Annotated in this window: 13 protein-coding genes; 12 read left to right on the forward strand and 1 reads right to left on the reverse strand. The window is 71.0% G+C overall.

Annotated elements, in window-relative coordinates:
• Positions 1-25 precede the first annotated feature (25 nt).
• From JQN84_RS00650 to JQN84_RS00665, 4 genes are all read left to right on the forward strand, one after another.
• A complete protein-coding gene (locus tag JQN84_RS00650; RefSeq protein WP_204957252.1) occupies positions 26-583 on the forward strand; it encodes a DUF501 domain-containing protein in 558 nt (185 codons plus the stop codon).
• 1 nt (position 584) lies between these two features.
• Positions 585-1,091, forward strand: coding sequence for an amino-acid N-acetyltransferase (locus JQN84_RS00655; RefSeq protein WP_204956474.1), 507 nt, complete (start codon positions 585-587; stop codon positions 1,089-1,091).
• A gap of 87 nt (positions 1,092-1,178) precedes the next feature.
• Positions 1,179-2,420, forward strand: coding sequence for a hypothetical protein (locus JQN84_RS00660; RefSeq protein WP_204956475.1), 1,242 nt, complete (start codon positions 1,179-1,181; stop codon positions 2,418-2,420).
• Between the two features lie 138 nt (positions 2,421-2,558).
• Positions 2,559-3,494, forward strand: a complete 936-nt coding sequence (locus JQN84_RS00665; protein ID WP_204957253.1) for a Ppx/GppA phosphatase family protein — start codon at positions 2,559-2,561, stop codon at positions 3,492-3,494.
• Between the two features lie 50 nt (positions 3,495-3,544).
• Here the strand turns inward: JQN84_RS00665 and JQN84_RS00670 are convergent, their stop codons facing one another.
• Positions 3,545-7,036 (reverse strand): FG-GAP-like repeat-containing protein, encoded by a 3,492-nt coding sequence (locus tag JQN84_RS00670; protein ID WP_204956476.1) that lies wholly within the window; start codon positions 7,034-7,036, stop codon positions 3,545-3,547.
• A gap of 352 nt (positions 7,037-7,388) precedes the next feature.
• Between JQN84_RS00670 and JQN84_RS32185 the strand changes: the two genes are divergently transcribed.
• The 8 genes from JQN84_RS32185 (at position 7,389) to JQN84_RS00710 (ending at position 19,585) form a co-directional block, all read left to right on the forward strand.
• On the forward strand, positions 7,389-14,192 hold the full coding sequence (locus JQN84_RS32185; RefSeq protein WP_204956477.1) for a polymorphic toxin-type HINT domain-containing protein: 6,804 nt from the start codon (positions 7,389-7,391) through the stop codon (positions 14,190-14,192).
• Positions 14,193-14,248: 56 nt separating this feature from the next.
• Positions 14,249-14,893, forward strand: coding sequence for a hypothetical protein (locus JQN84_RS00680; RefSeq protein WP_204956478.1), 645 nt, complete (start codon positions 14,249-14,251; stop codon positions 14,891-14,893).
• Between the two features lie 164 nt (positions 14,894-15,057).
• Positions 15,058-15,390 (forward strand): PadR family transcriptional regulator, encoded by a 333-nt coding sequence (locus JQN84_RS00685; RefSeq protein ID WP_088642881.1) that lies wholly within the window; start codon positions 15,058-15,060, stop codon positions 15,388-15,390.
• Positions 15,387-16,448, forward strand: a complete 1,062-nt coding sequence (locus JQN84_RS00690) for an HAAS signaling domain-containing protein (RefSeq protein WP_204956479.1) — start codon at positions 15,387-15,389, stop codon at positions 16,446-16,448. The genes JQN84_RS00685 and JQN84_RS00690 overlap by 4 nt, the downstream gene beginning before the upstream one ends.
• A 107-nt stretch (positions 16,449-16,555) precedes the next feature.
• Entirely contained in the window at positions 16,556-17,047 is a 492-nt protein-coding gene (locus tag JQN84_RS00695) for an LppU/SCO3897 family protein (protein ID WP_281900470.1), read from the forward strand.
• 251 nt (positions 17,048-17,298) lie between these two features.
• Positions 17,299-17,985, forward strand: coding sequence for a dienelactone hydrolase family protein (locus JQN84_RS00700; protein WP_204957255.1), 687 nt, complete (start codon positions 17,299-17,301; stop codon positions 17,983-17,985).
• A gap of 33 nt (positions 17,986-18,018) precedes the next feature.
• Positions 18,019-18,828: a uracil-DNA glycosylase gene (locus JQN84_RS00705; protein WP_372445864.1), complete on the forward strand. Its 810-nt coding sequence runs from the start codon at positions 18,019-18,021 to the stop codon at positions 18,826-18,828.
• 19 nt (positions 18,829-18,847) lie between these two features.
• Positions 18,848-19,585, forward strand: coding sequence for a DUF4129 domain-containing protein (locus JQN84_RS00710; RefSeq protein ID WP_204957257.1), 738 nt, complete (start codon positions 18,848-18,850; stop codon positions 19,583-19,585).
• Positions 19,586-19,592: the final 7 nt, after the last annotated feature.

A 19,592-nucleotide genomic window follows, 5' to 3' on the forward strand; every position in this document is an offset into this window, starting at 1 on the left:
GCGTACCGAACGAGAGATGGGCACCGTGACTGTCGTACCACCGCAGGAGCCGGCGGCGGACTCCGTACCCCCGCCGGAGCACCAACCGGCCACCGAGGCCGACCTGGCCGCGGTGGCCGCGCAGCTCGGCCGCCCGCCCCGGGGCACCCGGGCGGTGGCCCACCGCTGCCCGTGCGGCCTGCCCGACGTGGTGCAGACGACGCCCCGGCTGGCCGACGGCACCCCCTTCCCGACGCTGTTCTACCTGACCTGCCCCCGGGCGACGGCGGCGTGCAGCCGGCTGGAGTCGGCCGGGCTGATGAAGGAGATGGCCGAGCGGCTCGCCGACGACCCGGAACTGGCCGACCGGTACCGGGCCGCGCACGAGGACTACCTGGCCCGCCGGGCCGCGATCGGCGAGGTGCCGGAGATCGCCGGCATCTCCGCCGGGGGGATGCCCGGCCGGGTGAAGTGCCTGCACGTGCACGTGGGCCACGCGCTCGGCGTCGGGCCCGGCGTCAACCCGTTCGGCGACGAGACGCTCGCCCTGGTGGAGAAGTGGTGGACGGCCGGGCCGTGCGTGGACGTGCCGACGGCGCAGTGAGATGACCGACGAGATCGTGGTACGCCGGGCCCGCACCGGCGACGTACGCGGCATCCGCCGGCTGGTCGACACCTACACCGACGACCGGCGGCTGCTCAGCAAGGCCACCGTCACCCTCTACGAGGACGTGCAGGAGTTCCGGGTCGCGGTGACCGCCGACGGGCGGGTGGTCGGCTGCGGCGCGCTGCACGTGATGTGGGAGGACCTCGCCGAGATCCGCACCGTGGCCGTCGACCCGGCCTGCCGGGGGCGGCGGCTCGGCCACCGGATCGTCACCGAGCTGATCGACGCCGCCCGGGAACTGGGCATCGCCCGGATCTTCGTGCTCACCTTCGAGACGGCGTTCTTCGGCGCGTTCGGGTTCACCGAGATCGACGGCGCCCCGGTGCCGCAGCCCGTCTACGAGCAACTGCTGCGCTCCTACGACGAGGGCGTCGCCGAGTTCCTCGACCTGGAACGGGTCAAGCCGAACACCCTGGGCAACACCCGGATGCTGCTGCGCCTCTAACCGTCGGGCGGGACCGGGCCCGGTGCTGCTGCCCGGCGGCGCGCCGGGACCCGGCCCGGTCTTGACCCGGCCCGGCACCCTGGGCCGGTGACGATCCTGCGTCGGTTGGTTGCGGTGCCCGCCGCCCTGGTGACCCTGTTCGCGCTGGTGGGCGTGGCCCGGCTGATCGCCCCGGCGACCGGTGGCGTCGACCGCCAGCCGCCCGGGGTGGACCGGCAACTCGACTACCTGCGCGCCGAACTGGACGACGGTGCCGGCGAGGACGCCCAGGCGATGTTCCCGGAGGGCTGGTTCTTCGCCCACGCGCTGTACGGGCTGGCCCGGGTGGAGACCGGCCTGCGGCGACCACCGCAGGAGCGCGACGAGGCGCTGCGGGAGGCCCGGTGGGCGCTGGCCCGGCTGGAGTCCCCGGCCGGCACGGCCCCGTTCAGCCCCGACCTGACCCCGGCGTACGGCGTCTTCCACGCCGGTTGGACGAACTGGCTGCGCGGCGGGGTGCTCGCCCTGCAACCGACGTCGGGGCGGGACCCGGCCGAGGTACGCCGGTTCGCCGAGACGTCGGCGACGCTGGCCGCCGCGTTCGACGCCTCGGCCACGCCGTACCTCGCCGCCTACCCGGGGCAGGCGTGGCCGGTCGACTCGACGGTGGCGGTGGCCTCGCTGCGGCTGCACGACCACCTCCTGCCGCCCCGGTTCGACCGGACCACGGCACGCTGGCTGGACGGCGTACGCCAGCGGCTCGACCCGCGTACCGGCCTGCTGCCGCACCGGGTCGACCCGGGCAGCGGCGCGCCGGCCGAGGTGGCCCGGGGCACCTCGCAGAGTGTCATCCAGCGGTTCCTGCCGGAGATCGACCCGACCTTCGCCCGCGACCAGTACCTGCGCTTCCGCACCGGGTTCGTGGTGTCCCCGCTGGGGCTCGGCCCGGCCGTGCGGGAGTACCCGCGCGGCCTGGACGGCCCGGGTGACGTCGACTCGGGGCCGCTGCCGCTCGGGGTGAGCTTCTCGGCCACCGTGGTGACCCTCGGGGCGGCCCAGGTGCAGGGCGACGACGCGCTGGCCGGGGCGCTGGCCAACTACGGCGAACTGGTCGGCTTCCCGCTGGACACCCCGCACACCCGCCGGTACGCCTTCGGCCTGCTCCCGATCGGCGACGCCTTCCTGGCCTGGTCGAAGACCGCCCGCCCATGGGTCTCCGCGCCCGCCGACCCGCCACCGGCGACCGTGGACCCGTGGTGGCGCGCGCCGCTGGTGGCGCTGCTGGTGCTGCTCGCCGTGCTGGCCTGGGCGCCGTGGCTGCTGCTGCGACGGCTCTCCCGGCGTCGGTGACCACCGCCGGGCGGTGCCGCACGGCGGCTGGGCGGGCGTGGTCGGTGCCGTCGTGCGTGGTCGGGGGTTGCGTGGGCGCGGTCGGTGCCGCCGTGGGCGGCGGGCGGCTGCCGTAGGGTTGCTGCCGTGACGACGCGTGTGGCCGCCATCGACTGCGGGACCAACTCCATCCGTCTGCTGGTCGCCGACCTGCCCGACCCGTCGGCCGGGCCGCAGGCCCCGCTTGTCGACCTGGCCCGTCGGATGGAGATCGTCCGGCTCGGACAGGGCGTCGACCGCACCGGCCGGCTGGCCCCCGAGGCGATCGAACGGACCCGGGTGGCGCTGGCCGGGTACGCCGCCGAGATCGACAAGCTGGGCGTCGACCGGGTGCGGATGTGCGCCACCTCGGCGTCCCGGGACGCCAGCAACGCGGCCGATTTCCGGACCATGGTGGAGCGGACCCTCGGGGTCGCGCCCGAGGTGGTCAGCGGCGACGAGGAGGCCCGGCTGTCGTTCACCGGCGCGGTGCGGGGGCTGCCCGCCGACGCGGAGCCGCCGTACCTGGTGGTCGACATCGGCGGTGGCTCGACCGAGTTCGTGGTGGGCACCCGTGACGGTGGGGTGCAGGCGGCCATCTCGGTGGACATCGGCTGCGTCCGGATGACCGAACGGCATCTGCACGGCGACCCGCCGACCGCCGACGAGGTCGCCGCCGCGCAGGCCGACATCGCCGCCGCCGTCGACCGGGCGCTCGCCGCCGTCCCCGGCCGGGAGGCCGCCACGCTGGTCGGGCTCGCCGGTTCGGTCACCACCGTCGTCGCCATCGCCCAGGACCTGAAGGAGTACGACCCCGAGCGCATCCACCACGCCCGGGTGCCGTACGAGCGGGTGGCCGGGGTGACCGCCGACCTGCTGGGCCGGACCGCCGCGCAGCGGCTGGCGATCCCGGTGATGCACCCGGGTCGGGCGGACGTGATCGGGGCGGGCGCGCTGGTGCTCAAGGTGATCATGGAGCGGGCCGGGATGTCCTCGGTGGTCGCCTCCGAACACGACATCCTCGACGGCATCGCCTGGAGCCAGCAACCCGTCTGACGACGCCGGTGGGGCCACTCGACGAGCGGCCCCACCGGTTCGCCGGTCGGTCAGAAGACCTTGTTGAAGCCGTTCCAGCCAGTACCGATCTTGGTGCCGCCGTTGCCGTTGCTGAACAGGTTCGTGCCGTTGCCGGTGCCGTAGTAGACGTGCAGGTCCCCGGTGGACTTGACGCCCATCAGGTCGTTGCGGCCGTCGTCGTTGAAGTCACCGGCGGCGAACAGACCCGCGCTGTAGGTGCTCCACCCGGTCCCCACGGACGAACCGTTGTAGTTGGCGCAGAGCGCCAGGTTGGGCAGCCGGTTGTCGGGATAGTCCATCCACCAGGCCGGCATCCAGCCCGTCTGACCGTTGGAACTGATTCCGTAGACCCAGTACGGGTTGCCGCTGACGGTCTGCCCGGTGCGCTGGCAGATCGGCGTGAACATCGACCCGGTGAACAGCGTATCGATCACGGTGGCGCAGTTGGTGGTGCTCGGTGCCCCCTCGCAGGTGGCGTTGGTGGCGGTGACGATCACGCCGTCGGTCCACACCGTGTAGGTGGTCTGTGCCGGTCGCGCGCAGTTCGGCACGTCGGGCAACTGGTTCTCGGTGTAGTCGATGTTGTACCCGTGCACCCATCCGGTCTTGCCGCGGGGCGTGGTCCCGTACACCCAGTACGGGTTGCCGCCGACGTACTCGCCCCGCTTCTGGCAGATCGGCAGGATCAGGTCACCGGGATTGAGCGTGTCGACGACCGTGGGACAGTTGGCGACCGAGGGGGAGGCGTCGCAGGTGGCGTTCGCTGCGCGGACGTTCACCCCGGTCTGCCAGACGCCGTACCTGACCCCACCCGGGCTGCGGAATCCCGCCTTGCCGTTGCCCCGGAACAGGGTCAGCTCGCCGTTGGCCTTACGGGCGAAGAGATCGGCCTTTCCGTCACCGTCGACGTCGCCGGGGGCGACGATGCTGTCGAAGCCCTGCCAGATGCCCCAGCCCAGGCGGACCGGTGCGGCGTCGTCGGCCCAGCCGCCGAAGCCGTTGCCCCGGTGCAGGACGATCTCCCCGGTGGACTTGCGGGCGATCAGGTCGGGATACCCGTCGCCGTCCCAGTCTCCGGGGGCGACGACCAGGTTGTACTGGTTCCAGCCGGTGGTCCGGATCGGGTTGTCGTCGGCGTCCCAGTCGATGATCACGTCGTTGGCGTCGGGGAGGAAGCCGCCCGAGCCGTTGCCGGTGAAGTAGACCAGGTCGCCGTCCGCCTCCACGGCCACCAGGTCGGTCCACCCGTCCCCGTCCCAGTCGCCGGGGCGGACGACGTGCAGCCAACCACTGCGGTTGCTGTCGATCTTCACCGAGCAGGCGCTGCCGTCGATGAAGCCACCCGCGCCGTTGCCCAGGTAGAGGCAGAGGTCGCCGTTGGCGTTGCGGCCGATCAGGTCGCCGTGGCCGTCGGTGTTGAGGTCGTTTCGGCCGGCCTGCGGACCGGCCGGGGCGGTGGCGAAGAAGGCGTGGTCGGTGTCGACCGACGCGGACGGGTTCACCCCGTCCCAGGTCTTGACGGCGACGAAACCCGGCCCGCTGCGGGTCGGGGTCATGGTGACGGTCGCGGTACCGCCAGGCGTGTTCGCGGCGACGTACCGGCTCGGCGTGTCGGTGTCGATGCCCACGTAGAAGCCGATGACATCCGTGTTGCCCTTGGCGTTGATGGTGAACTGGCCGGGAATGCCGGCGGGCACCGTGCTGACGATGGTGCCTGCCGGGTCTTGGGCGGGATACTGCGTCGAGGTGACGTCCACGTCCGCGGTGGGCAGCGTCTTGTCGACGGTGAACGAGCAGGTGGCGCTGTAGCCGGATGCCGCGCCGTCGCTGTCCTTGGTGCGGACCCTCCAGTTGTAGGTCACGCCGTCGGTCAGGCTGCTCTTGAGGAACAGCGTCCGCGCCTGGACTCCGCTGGAGACGGTCACGTTGCGCACGGTGGTGGCCCCGCCGGTGGGCCAGAGGCTGAACTCGCCGACGACGTTGCCGCCGTCGGCGTCGCTCGGCGTGGCCCGCAGGTAGACGTCGGTGTTGCCGAGCTTGCCGCCGGTGCAGGGGGTGCCGGGGCTGGTGCTGAGCGCGGTCGGCACCGACGGCGTCGAGTTGTACTCGATGCTCAGCGTCGGATTGTTGCGGAACTTCTTCCAGGCCAAGGTGTCGGTCTCGCTGGTGGCCCGCAGGCCCAGTGTGACGTCGCCGGCCTTGGCCGCCGCCGCCGTCCGCACCCCTGCGGTGGCGTCGAAGTCGACCCCGCCGTCCGGGCAGGAGGAGCTGTAACCGCGTGCCACGTTGACGGTGTCGAGCTTGGCGATCCAACTGGGCTGGCTGTTCCAGGTGGTCGCCGAGCTGATCGCGCCGGTGCGCCACAACTCCACCGACCGTGCGTTGCAGGACCACGAGTGGGTCTCGTACGCCTGGAAGGTTGCCCGGATGATGTTCTTGCCCTTGACCCGGCTGGTGTCCATGCGGAAGAACGAGCGGTTGGTCAGGTTGTCGGTCTGTGAGTAGCCGACCCGGGCGATGTCGCTGGAGTTCCAGTACTTCGAGTTCGGGAAGGACTTCCAGACCGAGGTCCAGGCCAACCGGCTGCCGCTGACCAGGCTCGGGTCCAGGTAGACCGGGTAGCGGGTGTCGGCCGCCCGGAGCATCGCCCGGTCGGGGGTGATCGAGAGCGTCCCGTTGCGGATGGTCGGCTTCATCGCCGCCTGGCGGGCACCCAGGTTGCTCTGGAACGTCCGTTCACCGGCCGACAGCCCTGGTTCCGCCGTGCCACCGCTGTCCCACATCCGGGGTGTCGGCGCGGTGAGCACCATCCGGCCGTCGGCGTCGAGTGCCTTGATGTTGCCGGCCACGTCGGTGGTGACGTTGAGCCCCTTGGTGCGGAGCGCGAAGTCGGCGGTCGTGAGGGCGGGATTCGACGCCGCCTCGGGTGTGTGAACAACGAAGACCTCGGAGAAGCCCTCCACGTCCGCCTTGACCACCAGGTCGACGTCGGGCAGCACGTTCGGGTAGGTGGCGGTGTCCCCGTCCAGGGTGGGCCGGGGCAACGGCTTGTCCCAGCCGAACTCCAGTTCCCTGCCGTCGCGGACGACCCTGGCCAGGACGGTGTCCCCGCCGCCGGAGAAGCTCAACCCGACCTTGGTGGCACGCGGCGTGACCCGGCCACCGGCACCGAAGCGCAGCGTCGGGTCGACCGGCACCCACCTGTTGATCCGCTTCACCCGGACCGGTCGGACGCGCTGTTCGAGGGTGAAGGTGCCGTGCGGGTTGGCGAAGATCTGCCGGGTCTCGGTGGTCAGCGCGTCGACCTCGATGCGCTTGCCGGAGCGCCGGGCGGCGACCATCGCCTCGGCCTCGGTGGTGTACCACGCCGCATCACCGGCTGGAGCCTTGGCGGACCGGCCGCTGGTGGTGGGTTTCGGTGCGGGTGCTGCCGAGGCCGGTGCCACAGCGCCCACGGTCAGGACCGTGGCGGTGGTGGTGAGCGCGGCCAGGAATCTGGGCAGCCTTCGTCGATACGACATGTTACCTCCCCGTAGGCCCGGTTGATGTCGTCGATGCCCCGGGCGGCGAGGCGTGAGTCAACCAGGCCGATCCACCGGGCACAAGCAGTTCACGGCCGGCGCGACGAAGCCCAAAGAGGACTTATGGCGGCGAGCACCGGCAAAGAGGTGACTGTGAGAAATCCTTGCTTGTCTATGGCGGCGCGGTTGCCTACGGTAGCCGTCACACCACGGCCGTCGATCGTCGGTCGTCACATGCACGGGGGAGGCCATCATGGCCACAGGTCGATTCATGCTGCGCGCGTCCAGACGACGCGGGTTGTCCGTCCGCCGAGGCCTGAGACGGGTCGCCGGCATTCTGAGCCTGGTCATGGTGACCAGCGCGCTCACACCGGTGCAGGCCAGCGCGGCGGTCGAGGTGGACCTGCCGGCGGTGCAGAAGGAACGCTCCGTTCCCGGCCGCAGCCAACCGACGCCTGCGGCATCGCCCAGGGTCAGGAAGTTCGATCCGCCGCTGGCCCGGCCGACCTGGCCGGCCGCCTCCGACAGCACCGTCGACCTGGCCGGCCCCGGCCGGTCCGCCGCCGGGAGCGCCCCGATCCGGGTCGGACCGCCCGCCGGTGCTACGGCGCGGGGCAGGGACATCCCGGCGAGGGTACGGGTGCAGGTCGAGGACCGGGCGACTACCGAACGGACCGGAGTACGAGGGGTGTTGTTCCGCGTCGGCAGCGGGGACGGCACCGCCGGACGGGTCTCCGTCGAGGTGAACTACCGGGCCTTCCGCACCGCTTACGGCGCGGACTACGCCTCCCGGCTGCGCCTGGTCCAGCTGCCGGCGTGTGCGCTGACCACTCCGGAACGGGCCGAGTGCGCCCGAACCACGGTGCTGCCCACCCGTAACGACGTCACCACTTCGACCCTGGTGGCCGAGGTGGACCTGGCTGGTGTGGCGGATGGCCAGCGAACTGCGGCGTCGACGGTGCTCGCCGCCGCGGCCGGTGCCTCCGGGCCGGGCGGCAGCTACTCGGCGACCAGCCTGAGCCCCAGCGGCTCCTGGTCGGCGGGCGGTTCGGCCGGTGACTTCTCCTGGTCGTACCCGATGGAACTGCCGTCGTCGCTCGGCGGACCGAGCCCCTCGATCGGCCTGGGGTACTCGTCCAGCAGCGTCGACGGCCGGATGGTCTCCACCAACAACCAACCCACCTGGGTCGGTGACGGCTGGGACTACTGGCCTGGTTTCGTCGAACGCCGCTACAAGTCGTGCGCCGAGGACATGGGCGGCAACGCGGTCAACACGGTCAAGACCGGTGACCTCTGCTGGGCGTCGAACAACGTGACCCTGTCGCTCAACGGCCGGACCACCGAGCTGGTGCGTGACGACACCACCGGCGGCTGGCGCACCGCCGAGGACGACGGTTCCCGGGTCGAGGCGCTGACCGGTGCGAACAACGGCGACAACAACGGTGAGTACTGGCGCGTCACTACCACCGACGGCACCCAGTACTACTTCGGTCGCAACCGGCTGCCCAACTACGTCGACGGCAGCCCGGAGACGAAGTCGACCTGGACGGTTCCCGTCTTCGGCAACAACCCGAACGAGCCCTGCGACAACGCCAACTTCGACGCGGCCTGGTGCCAGCAGGGCTGGCGATGGAATCTCGACCACGTCGTGGACACCAACGGCAACTCGATGGCGTACTACTACACGCCGGAGAGCAACTACTACGGCCGCAACATCAAGACCGCGGGGGTGCAGTACGAGCGCGGCGGCTACCTCAACCGCATCGAGTACGGCCAGCGTAACGGCCAGGAGTACGCCAAGCCGGCCCCGTCGCGGGTGGTCTTCGGGGTCGACGAGCGCTGCCTGCCGGACGCCAACTTCGACTGTGCGTCGGGCAAGTTCACCAAGGCGAACGCCAACCGGTGGCCGGACACCCCGGTCGACCAGAACTGCGTCAAGGACGAGGCGTGCACCGACCGCTTCTCGCCGACGTTCTGGACCCGGAAGCGGCTGACCTCGATCACCACCCAGGTTCGCTCGGGGACGGCGTACCGGGACGTCAACCTGTGGACGTTGAACCACGCGTTCCCGACGACTGCGGACGGCACCACCCCGTCGCTCTGGCTCGCCTCGATCACCCGGACCGGCAAGGTCGGGGGCAGCGTGAGCATGCCGGCGGTGACGTTCACCGGTCAGATGATGCCCAACCGGGTCGACGGCTTGGAGGGCGTTCCGGCGATCACCCGGCAGCGGATGGTCCGGATCGACACCGAGACCGGTTCGACCATCGGTGTGGGCTACCTGCCCCGGCAGTGCAGCCGGTTCACCCCGGTGGTGCTGCCGGCGCCGAACGAGACCAACACCATGCGCTGCTACCCGACCTACTGGCAGCCGGAGGGTGAGACCGAGCCGGTGCTGGACTGGTTCCACAAGTACGTGGTCAACCAGGTGGTGGAGCAGGACCGCCTGGGCGGCCAGGTGCCGAAGGAGACGAACTACGAGTTCTTCGACCCGGCCTGGGGTTACGACGACGGTGAGTTCACCAAGGCCGCGCACCGCACCTGGAGCCAGTGGCGCGGGTACGGCAGGGTCCGGACCCGGGTGGGCAAGGCGCCGGACAACCTGTCGCTGACCGAGACCCGCTACTTCCAGGGCCTCGACGGCGACAAGACCTCCACCGGCACCCGGGACGCCTCGGTCACCGACTCGGAGAAGGGAACCACGCCCGACGTGGCCGAGTTCCAGGGCATGATCCGCGAATCGATCTACTACTCCGGTGACGGAGGGGTGATCGAGTCGGCCACCCTGAACACCCCGTGGCGCAGCGCCGCCACCGCCACCCGGCTCCGCCCCGGCACCAGCGCGTTGAAGTCGTACGTCACCCAGACGACGAGCGTGAAGTCGCGGACCCGGGTGGCGGACGGCACCTGGCGGCGCACCGAGGTGCAGCACAGCTTCGATGCCTACGGCATCCCGACCCAGACCAGCGATCTGGGCGATCTGGCCCGCGCCGACGACGACAGCTGTACCCGGCACGAGTACACCCGCAACACCACCAAGTGGCTGATGACGAAGGTCAAGCGGGTGGAGAAGGTGGCGGTCTCCTGCGCCACCCCTGCGTCCCGCCCGGCCGACGTGATCTCCGAGACCCGGATGTACTACGACGACTCCACCACCCTCGGCGCGGCGCCGACCGAGGGCAACGTCACCCAGGTCGAGGAGTTGATGGAGTGGCCGGCGGGGGGACCGCGCTACGCGGTCACCGGCCGGTCGGTCTACGACGACTACGGCCGGGTCATCGAGTCGACCGACGTCTACGGGAAGACGACGAAGACCACCTTCCTGCCGGCGGCGGACGCCCTGGTCACCCAGGTCGACACCATCAATCCGAAGCTGCACAAGACCACTCAGTACCTTGAGCCGGCGTGGGGGGTCCCGGTCGCGGAGGTGGACCCGAACGGCGCACGGACCGACCTGAGCTACGACCCGCTGGGCCGGCTCACCAAGGTCTGGCTGCCCGGCCGGGACAAGGCCACCTACCCGGACACTCCGAACAGCCGGTTCACCTACCAGGTGACCCAGTCCACTCCGGTGGTGGTGACCACCGAGACGCTGAAGGAAGACGGCTCGTACCGGACCGGGTACGAGATCTACGACGGCATGCTGCGGCTGCGACAGACCCAGCAGCCGGCCAACGGTGGCGGTCGGGTGCTGACCGACGTCTTCTACGACACCCGGGGACTGGCCTGGAAGAAGCGGGCGGCGTACTACAACTCCTCCGCACCGTCGGCGACCCTGCTCGACGACGTCGGCGACAACCTGGTGCCGAGCCAGATGGTCTACCGCTTCGACGGGATGGGCCGGCCGACCAACGAGATCTTCGAGAGCTTCGGCGTCGAGAAGTGGCGGACGGTCACCACTTACCGGGGTGACCGGATCGACGTGGACCCACCACAGGGCGGCACCGCCACCACCAAGATCACCAACGGGACGGGACGCCTCGCCGAACTGCGCCAGTACCAGGCGGAGACGCCCACCGGCGCATACGAGGCGACCACCTACTCCTACGATCGCTTCGGCCGGCTCAAGGAGGTCAAGGACCCGACCGGCAACAAGTGGACGTACGGCTACGACCTGCGGGGCCGGCAGACCAGCGCAGACGACCCCGACAAGGGCACCACGACCAGCACCTTCGACGACGGCGACCGGCTGGTCTCCACCACCGACGCCCGACAGAAGACCCTCACCTACGGCTACGACGACCTGGGTCGCCCGACCGAGCTGCGGCACGGCACGTCCACCGGAACCCTGGCCGCACAGTGGACGTACGACACCCTGAAGATCGGGCAGCCGACGTCGTCGACCCGCTGGGTCGGCAGCAACGCCTACGTCAGCGAGGTGACCGGCTACAACGTCCGCAACCAACCGACCGGGACGAAGTACACCATCCCCACCAGCGAGGGGGCCCTGGCCGGCAGTTACAGCTTCGCGCAGAGCTACACCGACATCACCGGCCTACCGAAGTCCACCACCTACCCGCTCGCCGGCGGGCTGCCCGAGGAGCGGGTCAGCTACGGGTACAACGGCCTGGACATGCCGGTCAGCGTCACCGGCCTGAGCAAATACCTCCAAACCACCACCTACTCGGAGTACGGCGAGCCACTGCGGCTCACCATGGGGGCGGTCGGCAAGGAGGTCTACCAGACCTTCAAGTACCAGGACGGCACCCGCCGGCTGGCACAGACCATCGTCGACCGGGCCATCGCGCCGACCCGGCTGGACGACATCAGCTACGACTACGACGCCATCGGTAACGTCACCAAGATCAAGGGCGTCGAGCAGGGCACGACCACCGACACCCAGTGCTTCGGCTACGACCACCTACGCCGGATGACGCAGGCATGGACCGCCAACGACGACTGCGCGGCGAAGACCCCGTCGGCGGCGACCGTCGGCGGACCCGACCCGTACTGGCACTCGTACACGTTCCACGACGGCACCAGCAACCGGAAGACCGAGGTCCAGCACGACACCTCGGGCAACCCGGCCAACGACGTCACCGCCACCTACGCGTACCCGACGGCGGGCACGCCACAGCCGCACACCCTGCGGACGGTGAACACCGTCGGCTCGCCCACCCCCGGCCTGCCCGGCGGCCAGCGTCTCGACGAGTACCTGTACGACAACGCCGGCAACATGATCAGCCGGAAGATCGGTGGAACCGCACAGACCCTGGACTGGGACAACGAGGGGCACCTGGCGAAGGTGACCGAGGGCACCAAGGTCACCGAGTTCCTCTACGACGCCGACGGCAACCGGATGATCCGGCGGGACCCGACCACGGTCACCCTCTATCTGGGCGGCACCGAGCTGACCCTGACCAAGGCGACCACCTCGGTCACCGGCACCCGGTACTACCAGGGGGTCGGCGCGGTCCGGACCCCGTCCAACAAGGTGAACTTCCTGATCGGTGACCACCACGGCACGGCCCAGGAAACCATCGACGCGAGCACCCTCGCCTCGACCCGGCGCAAGTTCACCCCGTACGGCCAGGCCCGCGGTACCCAGCCTTCGGTGTGGCCAGGGCAAAAGGGCTTCGTCGGCGGCACCATCGACTCGTCCACCGGGCTGACCCACCTCGGGGCCCGGGAGTACGAACCGGGCACCGGCCGGTTCGTCTCGGTCGACCCGATCGTCGACTTCACCGACCCCCAGCAGATGCAGGGGTACGCCTACGCCAACAACTCGCCGGTCAGCTTCTCGGACGCCTCGGGCCTGCGGTTCTGCGCCGACGACGACTGTAGTGGCAACGGCGGCGGCGTCGCCGGCACCGGCCCACCGCCGAAGTCGACAGGCACCACCCCGCCGGCCGGTGGCACCAAGACCCCGAGTGGCCCGAGCCAGGACGAGGTCAACAAGGCGAAGTCGGTCAAGGAGAAGAAGATCCTCGACATCGTCATCCAGGCCGGTGGGCAGATCCTGCTGGAGGTGCTGGGGATCAACGACATCCGCGACTGCGTGATGAAGGGCGACATCGGCGCCTGCGCGATGGCGGTGGTAGGTGCCCTTCCCTGGGGCAAGATATTCAAGGCCAAGAAGATCGGCGAGGCCGCGGTGCGCGCCGGCAAGGCCGTCCTGTCCTGGTTCGACGAGATGAAGTGGGCGCAGCGGGTGCTGGCCCAGGCCGACGAGGCCGCCGCGCTGGCGGCGAGACAGGCGGACGAGGCGGCAGCGGCGGCGGCGAAACAGGCCGACGACGCAGCGGCCACGGCGGCCAAGCAGGGCGACGACGTCGCCGAGTCGGCCGGAAGTTCCTGCAAGATCGGCAACAGCTTCACCCCGGACACCCGGGTGGTGCTGGCCGACGGCTCGACCCGGGCGATCGAGGACATCGCCCTCGGCGACGAGGTGCTCGCCACCGACCCGGAGACCGGCCAGACCGAGTCCCGCAAGGTGGTCGGCCTGATCGTCGGCGAGGGCCACAAGAACCTGGTCGAGGTGACCGTCGACACCGACGGTACGCAGGGCGACGAGTCCGGCTCGGTGATCGCCACCGACGGGCACCCCTTCTGGGTCGCCGACCTCAAGAAGTGGGTGCCGGCCACCGAGCTGGAACCGGGTCAGTGGCTGCGCACCTCGGCGGGGACATACGTCCAGATCGAGGCGGTACGCGCGTTCACCCAGGAACGTCGGGTCCACAACCTGACCGTCGAGGGCATCCACACGTACCACGTGGTGGCCGGCGGCACCCCGGTCCTGGTCCACAACGACAGTTGCGGGGTTGACGATGGTGCGGAAGATCGACTCAAGGCGATGGCCGACAAGATCAAGGACGAGAACGTCCGGAACAAGCGTCCTGGCACTGTCAGCGAGAGTGTCGGCGTGCGGCCGTCCGGGCTGCTGGTCGTGGTCCACACGACGTCCGGAACGCCAGGCCCGATACCGGGACGGATGATGTCGGCGCTCACCGCATGTGGGCATCGCCATGGCGGCTGTAGCGAGGTCAGTGGGGCCACGAAGTTGATGAACCTCGGTGCCGTGCCAGAATCGGTGACTACTGTCGGAATCCACTCCAAGCGCATCGGGACCAAGTTCCACGGCAAGCGGCTGGATCCCTGTGTGTCCTGCGGGCCACTGATGAGTGCGCTCGATATAGCCCACAGAGGTGCGTCATGACTGGTGATTCGCACGCGTTCATCCTCGAAGCGCCCGGTCGGCTGTCCGAGCGTGCGGTGGAGTTCCTGCGCAGCTCTGCGCACCGGGTCCCGTTCGACCGGGGCCTGGTGGGTGATCGGCTCAGCCAGGAGATCGAGCGGGTCTACGGCCGACCGCACGAGGACTTCGTGCGCCTGTTGGAGGGTGTGCAGTCCCGCTACGGCGGGCTGACCTACGACAGCGGCTTCTTTCAGGGGCCGGTGCAGTTCTCGCCGGTCTGTGAGCCCGAGGATGCGGAGGATGAACTGGAGATCCTCTATGCGCTGGAAACGGGAAGCCCTGCCGGCGGTTCGGTCAAGGCCGACGGTCAGGTGGAGATCGGCATCGATGGTGCGGGAGTAGTGGAGTTCCCGGATCTGGATACGTTCATCGAGTGCGACGCGATGTTCGACGCCGCCGGCCGTCTGCCGGTGGAGGATCGCTTCCATCTCGACCGGTCGGGCCTGGCGCGGGCCGTGTCGCGGCTGTCCGAGGCGGCTGATGAGGACCTTCAGCCGGTGCCGATCGCCGGCGGTGCGCACTGCTACTGGTTCCAGAGTCCGTCGGTGATGGCGTTCGTCTGCGGCACCTGGTCGGAACTGGGCGGGGCCCTGAGTCCGTTCGTCCAGGTGTGGGGCGAGTCGACGTCACAGCTCGGCCGATGCCGGCGGTTGCTCGCCTGAGGTAGCTGGACCGGGCAGGGCTGCGGGGACGAATGTCGTCTCCGCAGCCCTGTCAGTCGTACATCGCGCGGTGAACGGGCCTTGGCAGGAGATCTTTCCGCTGGGGAGGGGCGCGCTTGCTGCGCTGTTGACAGTACTTCGCACTGCGCAGTAGTGTGTGATGCGTGGACACCACACAACTGCTCAAGGGTGTGCTCGACCTGGCCGTGCTCGCCGTGCTGCGGGATTCCGACGGCTACGGCTACGACATCCTGCGCCGGCTGCGCGAGGCCGGGCTGGAGGAGGTGGGCGACGCCTCGGTCTACGGCACCCTGCGCCGGCTCTTCGCCGCCGGCCTGCTCACCACCTATGTCGTGCCGAGCGAGGCCGGCCCGCACCGCAAGTACTACGCGCTCAACGCCGCCGGCCGTGACCAGCTCACCCGCTCCGGCAAGACCTGGCGCGCGTTCGCCACGACGATGGACCAACTGCTCGACGATCGGGGGATGGCGGCATGACCGTCACTGGGCAGGAAATCACGGACTACGTCGAGCGGGTGCGGGCGGCGCTTGCCGACCTGCCACCGCAGGCCCGCGACGAGCTGACCGAGGACCTTCCGGAACACCTCGCCGAGGTCGCCGCCGAGGCCGACGGTTCGCTGGTCGACCGGCTCGGCACCCCCGAGGCGTACGCGGCGGAGCTGCGCGCCGCCGCCGGAGCGGGTGACCCGGCGGCCGGCCGGCGGGCGCTGGAACGGCGGATCGCCACCGTGCTGGGGCGGGCCCGGGCCCGGATCGACCGGCTCGACAGCCGGTTCGGCCCCGTGTTCGGTCACGACACGGCGGGGGAGTTCCTGCGGCTGCTGCGCCCGGCGTGGTGGGTGGCCCGCGCCTACCTGGCCGCGATGCTGCTCACCGCGATCAGCACCGACGGCCCGCTCGGCCTGCTGCCCCGGCTCGACGGCCACGGGTTCGTCGGCCTGCTGATGTTCGTCGGCCTGCTGTACGGCTCCGTCTGGTTGGGGCGACGCACCCACGAGCTGCGGTCCTGGCGGCGCTGGGCGTTGCACGCCAGTTCGGCGGTGCTGGCGCTGTTCGCGGTCGCCGCGGTGGCGGACGTGGACGACCACGCCCGCTCCGGCTACGACTACGGCTACGAGTCGACCTCGGTGGACAACCCCTACAACGAGGTGCAGGACGTCTACGTCTACGACAGCGAGGGGCGGTTGGTGGAGAACGCCAGGCTCTTCGACCAGAACGGCACCCCGATCCGGCTGGGCTGGCCGGCCTGCGACGATCCCGCCCTGCCGGACGTCAACCCGGTGCAGCGCGCCTACCCGTACTGCCCGCAGCAGGCGCCGTTCCGGCCGCATCCGCCGGCCGCCGTCCCGCTGCCGCCCGGGTCCGGCGGGTCGCCGACGCCGACCGGGCCCGGTCCGGAGCCGACGGCCACCGGGCCGGAGGTGACGCCGACGGCCACCGTACCGGGCGCTCCGGTGCCCACCGCATCCGTGCCGGTCGGGTCACCCTCGGTGTCCAGGTCGGCGGGGGTGCCTCTGCCCACCACCACCGGTTGACCTGTCGTTCCTGGGAAATGGCTGAACGGACGATGGGGACGGGGCAGCACGCGCTGATCTTCGTCGCTACGTTGTCGTCTGCTCATCCCCCCTCGGAAGGAAATTCAGTGTCAGAGCAGGTCGCATCGTCCCCCGCGCCGCAGGCGGAGCAGGTGGCCCAGTCCGAGTCGGTCACCCCGGCCCCCGCCGCACAGCCGGAGGAGCCGAAGGGTGGCGGCGCGAAGAAGGCGCTCGGCATCATCGGCGCGATCGTCGCCTTCCTGGTGATCGCGGCGCTGAAGTTCGGCGTCGCCAGCGCCATCGGCAACTTCCTCAACCCCGACGAGACGGCCGAGGCGAAGGCCGGCGACTGCATCGCCGAGCTGCCGGAGGTGACCGGCACGCAGGAGAAGTCGGTGAGTGACGCCAAGGTGGTCACGTGCACCTCGACCGAGGCCGTCTACAACGTGGTCGGCCGGGTGGAGGAGCAGACCGAGGCGCAGGCCAAGACCGGCAAGGCGTGCGAGCAGTACATCAAGGAGGGTGAGGACGGCTACGTCTTCTACAACATCGCCCCGGGCGGCAAGGGCTACCTGCTCTGCCTGACCAAGAAGGCCTGACCAAGAAGGCCTGACCGGCAGGCCCAGCGGCCAGGTCGGGGCACGGATAGCCCGGCCGGACGACGATCCGCGGTCGGCGGCGCGGGAATCCCGCGCCGCCGTCGGCGTGTTGCATGCCACCGTCCGGTGAACGGGAGGTATATGCCACTGTTCCGGCATCTTCCCGGCACGCGTACGGCGTGGCAGGCTACCGACACGTAGGAACGCCCTGCGACCAGCCAACGATGACTGACCGACAGGAGGACGGGCCGATGGGTGAGATGGTGCGTTACCGCCGTGACGCGGGGACCGGCGAGGGGTATCTCGCGATACCGTCCAGCGGCACGGCCAGCCCGGCGGTCATCGTCATCCAGGACTGGTGGGGCCTCGTCCCGCACATCCGTTCGGTGGTGGACCGGTTCGCCGACGCCGGCTTCGTCGCGCTGGCCCCCGACTTCCGGCACGGCCAGCCGGCCAGCAAGCCGAGCGAGCCCCGGCAGATGCTCAACAGCACCCAGATGGACGAGGCGGCGGCCGACATCGCCGTGGCGGCGGAATACCTGGCCGGCCGGGCCGAGGTGACCGGCAAGGTGGGCTGCGCCGGGTTCTGTGCCGGGGCCAGCCTGGCGCTGTGGGCGGCCACCCGGGCCGAGCGGATCGTCGCCACCGCCGCCTTCTATCCCCGGCTGCCGTGGGACGGGATGCCCGCCGAGTGGACCGACTACGCGGGCAAGGCGGCCGTCGTGCACTGCTCCGAGGCCGACGGCCTGTCCGCCGCCGACGGCGTGCAGACCGTGCGCCGGGCCGTGGAGAACGCCGGCGGCACCTGCCAGACGTACGACTACCCGGGCACCGCGCACGCGTTCTTCAACGAGGACCGGCCGGAGAACTTCGACCAGCGGGCCGCCGCCACCGCCTGGGCCCGTACCCTCGAACTCTTCCGGGCCAAGCTTGGCTGAGCACCGGCCAGCCGACGGGCGGGGGCGTTGACGGTGCCCGGGCCGGCCGGGTCCCGTACCCCCGCCGAGGTGGTCGCCCGCGCCGCGCGGGCGACCGACCTGGCCGACCTCGACGGCGCGATCACCGACTGCTTCGCCTGCCCCCGGCTGGTCGACTGGCGGGAGGAGGTCGCCCGCACCAGGCGGGCCGCGTTCCGCGACCAGGACTACTGGGGTCGCCCGGTGCCCGGCTTCGGTGCCCCGGACAACCGTGCCGGGCGCGGTGGCGCGGGCCCGCCGGCCACCGGGCCGGGTCCGGCGTCCGAGGCCCGGATCGCCATCCTCGGGCTGGCCCCGGCGGCGCACGGGGGCAACCGGACCGGCCGGGTCTTCACCGGGGACCGCTCCGGCGACGTGCTCTTCGCCGCCCTGCACCGCGCCGGGCTGGCCAACCAACCCACCAGCGTCGCCGCCGACGACGGTCTCACCCTGGCCGGCGTGCGGATCTTCGCCGCCGTGCGCTGCGCCCCGCCGGACAACAAGCCCACGCCGGCCGAGCGGGACACCTGCGCCCCCTGGGTGCACCGGGAGGTGGCGCTGATCCGACCCACCCTGCGGGTGGTCGTCGCGCTCGGCGCGTTCGCCTGGGCGGCGTGGTGGCCGGTGCTACGCCAGGTGTACGGCGTCCGGCCGCCCAGCCCGCGACCGGTCTTCGGCCATGGGGCACACTGGTCCGGGTCGGCCGCTCCCGATCTGCTCGGTTGCTACCACGTCAGCCAGCAGAACACCTTCACCGGGCGGTTGACCACACAGATGCTGGACGATGTGTTCGCCCGGGCGAAACAGCTCGCGGGGGTGGACTGAGCAGCGTGGGACGGTGGCGATGGACCTCGGCGTACTGCGCAGGTGGTGGCCCGTCGCCCTGGTGACGCTGCTGCTGCTCGCCGCCGCGCTCGCCGCCGGACACTCCTCGATCGGCGCGAGCCGCATCCCGCCGGCCGCCGACAACATCCCCTACGTCCCGGACTACCCCACGGCGGAGCCGGCCGCGTCGATCCCGATCGAGCCGCGTACCGAGGCCGCGCAGACCCGGCCGAGCGTCCCGCAGTGGATCGCCACGGCCGCGATCGTGCTGCTCGCCACGGCGATCCTGGCCGCCCTCGGCTACCTGGCCTTCACCCTGCTGCGCGGCGCGTTGCGGCGGACCACCCGGACGGTCCCGGTGGCGCGGGCCCGACGTACCGCCGAGGGCACCGCGCGGGAGGTGGTGGCCGCGCTCGACGCCGGTCTGGAGGAGTTGGACGACGCCGACACCGACCCGCGTACGGCCGTCATCGCCTGCTGGGTCCGGCTGGAGGAGGCCGCCACCGAGGCGGGCGTGCCGAGGCTCACCGGGGACACCCCGACCGACCTGGTGACCCGGCTGCTGCGCGGCGACCCGGCGGCCGGGGTGCCCGCGATCGCCAGCGCCGACGTGCTGGACGGCTTCGCCCACGTCTACCGCGAGGCCCGCTACGCCACCCGCAGCGTCGACGCGCGGATGCGGGACCAGGCCCGGGGGGCGCTGCGCCGGCTGCGCGGTGAACTCGCCGCCCTGGCCGACCCGCAGGTGCCGGCGTGACCGCCCG

Origin of the sequence: Micromonospora humidisoli (genome assembly GCF_016900955.1) — a bacterium.
Lineage (GTDB): Bacteria > Actinomycetota > Actinomycetes > Mycobacteriales > Micromonosporaceae > Micromonospora > Micromonospora wenchangensis.

Coding starts and splice junctions, on each gene's coding strand:
- JQN84_RS00700 (WP_204957255.1), top strand. CDS start 17,299: ATGGGTGAGATGGTGCGTTACCGCCGTGACGCGGGGACCGGCGAGGGG.
- JQN84_RS00710 (WP_204957257.1), top strand. CDS start 18,848: ATGGACCTCGGCGTACTGCGCAGGTGGTGGCCCGTCGCCCTGGTGACG.
- JQN84_RS00690 (WP_204956479.1), top strand. CDS start 15,387: ATGACCGTCACTGGGCAGGAAATCACGGACTACGTCGAGCGGGTGCGG.
- JQN84_RS00655 (WP_204956474.1), top strand. CDS start 585: ATGACCGACGAGATCGTGGTACGCCGGGCCCGCACCGGCGACGTACGC.
- JQN84_RS00670 (WP_204956476.1), bottom strand. CDS start 7,036: ATGTCGTATCGACGAAGGCTGCCCAGATTCCTGGCCGCGCTCACCACC.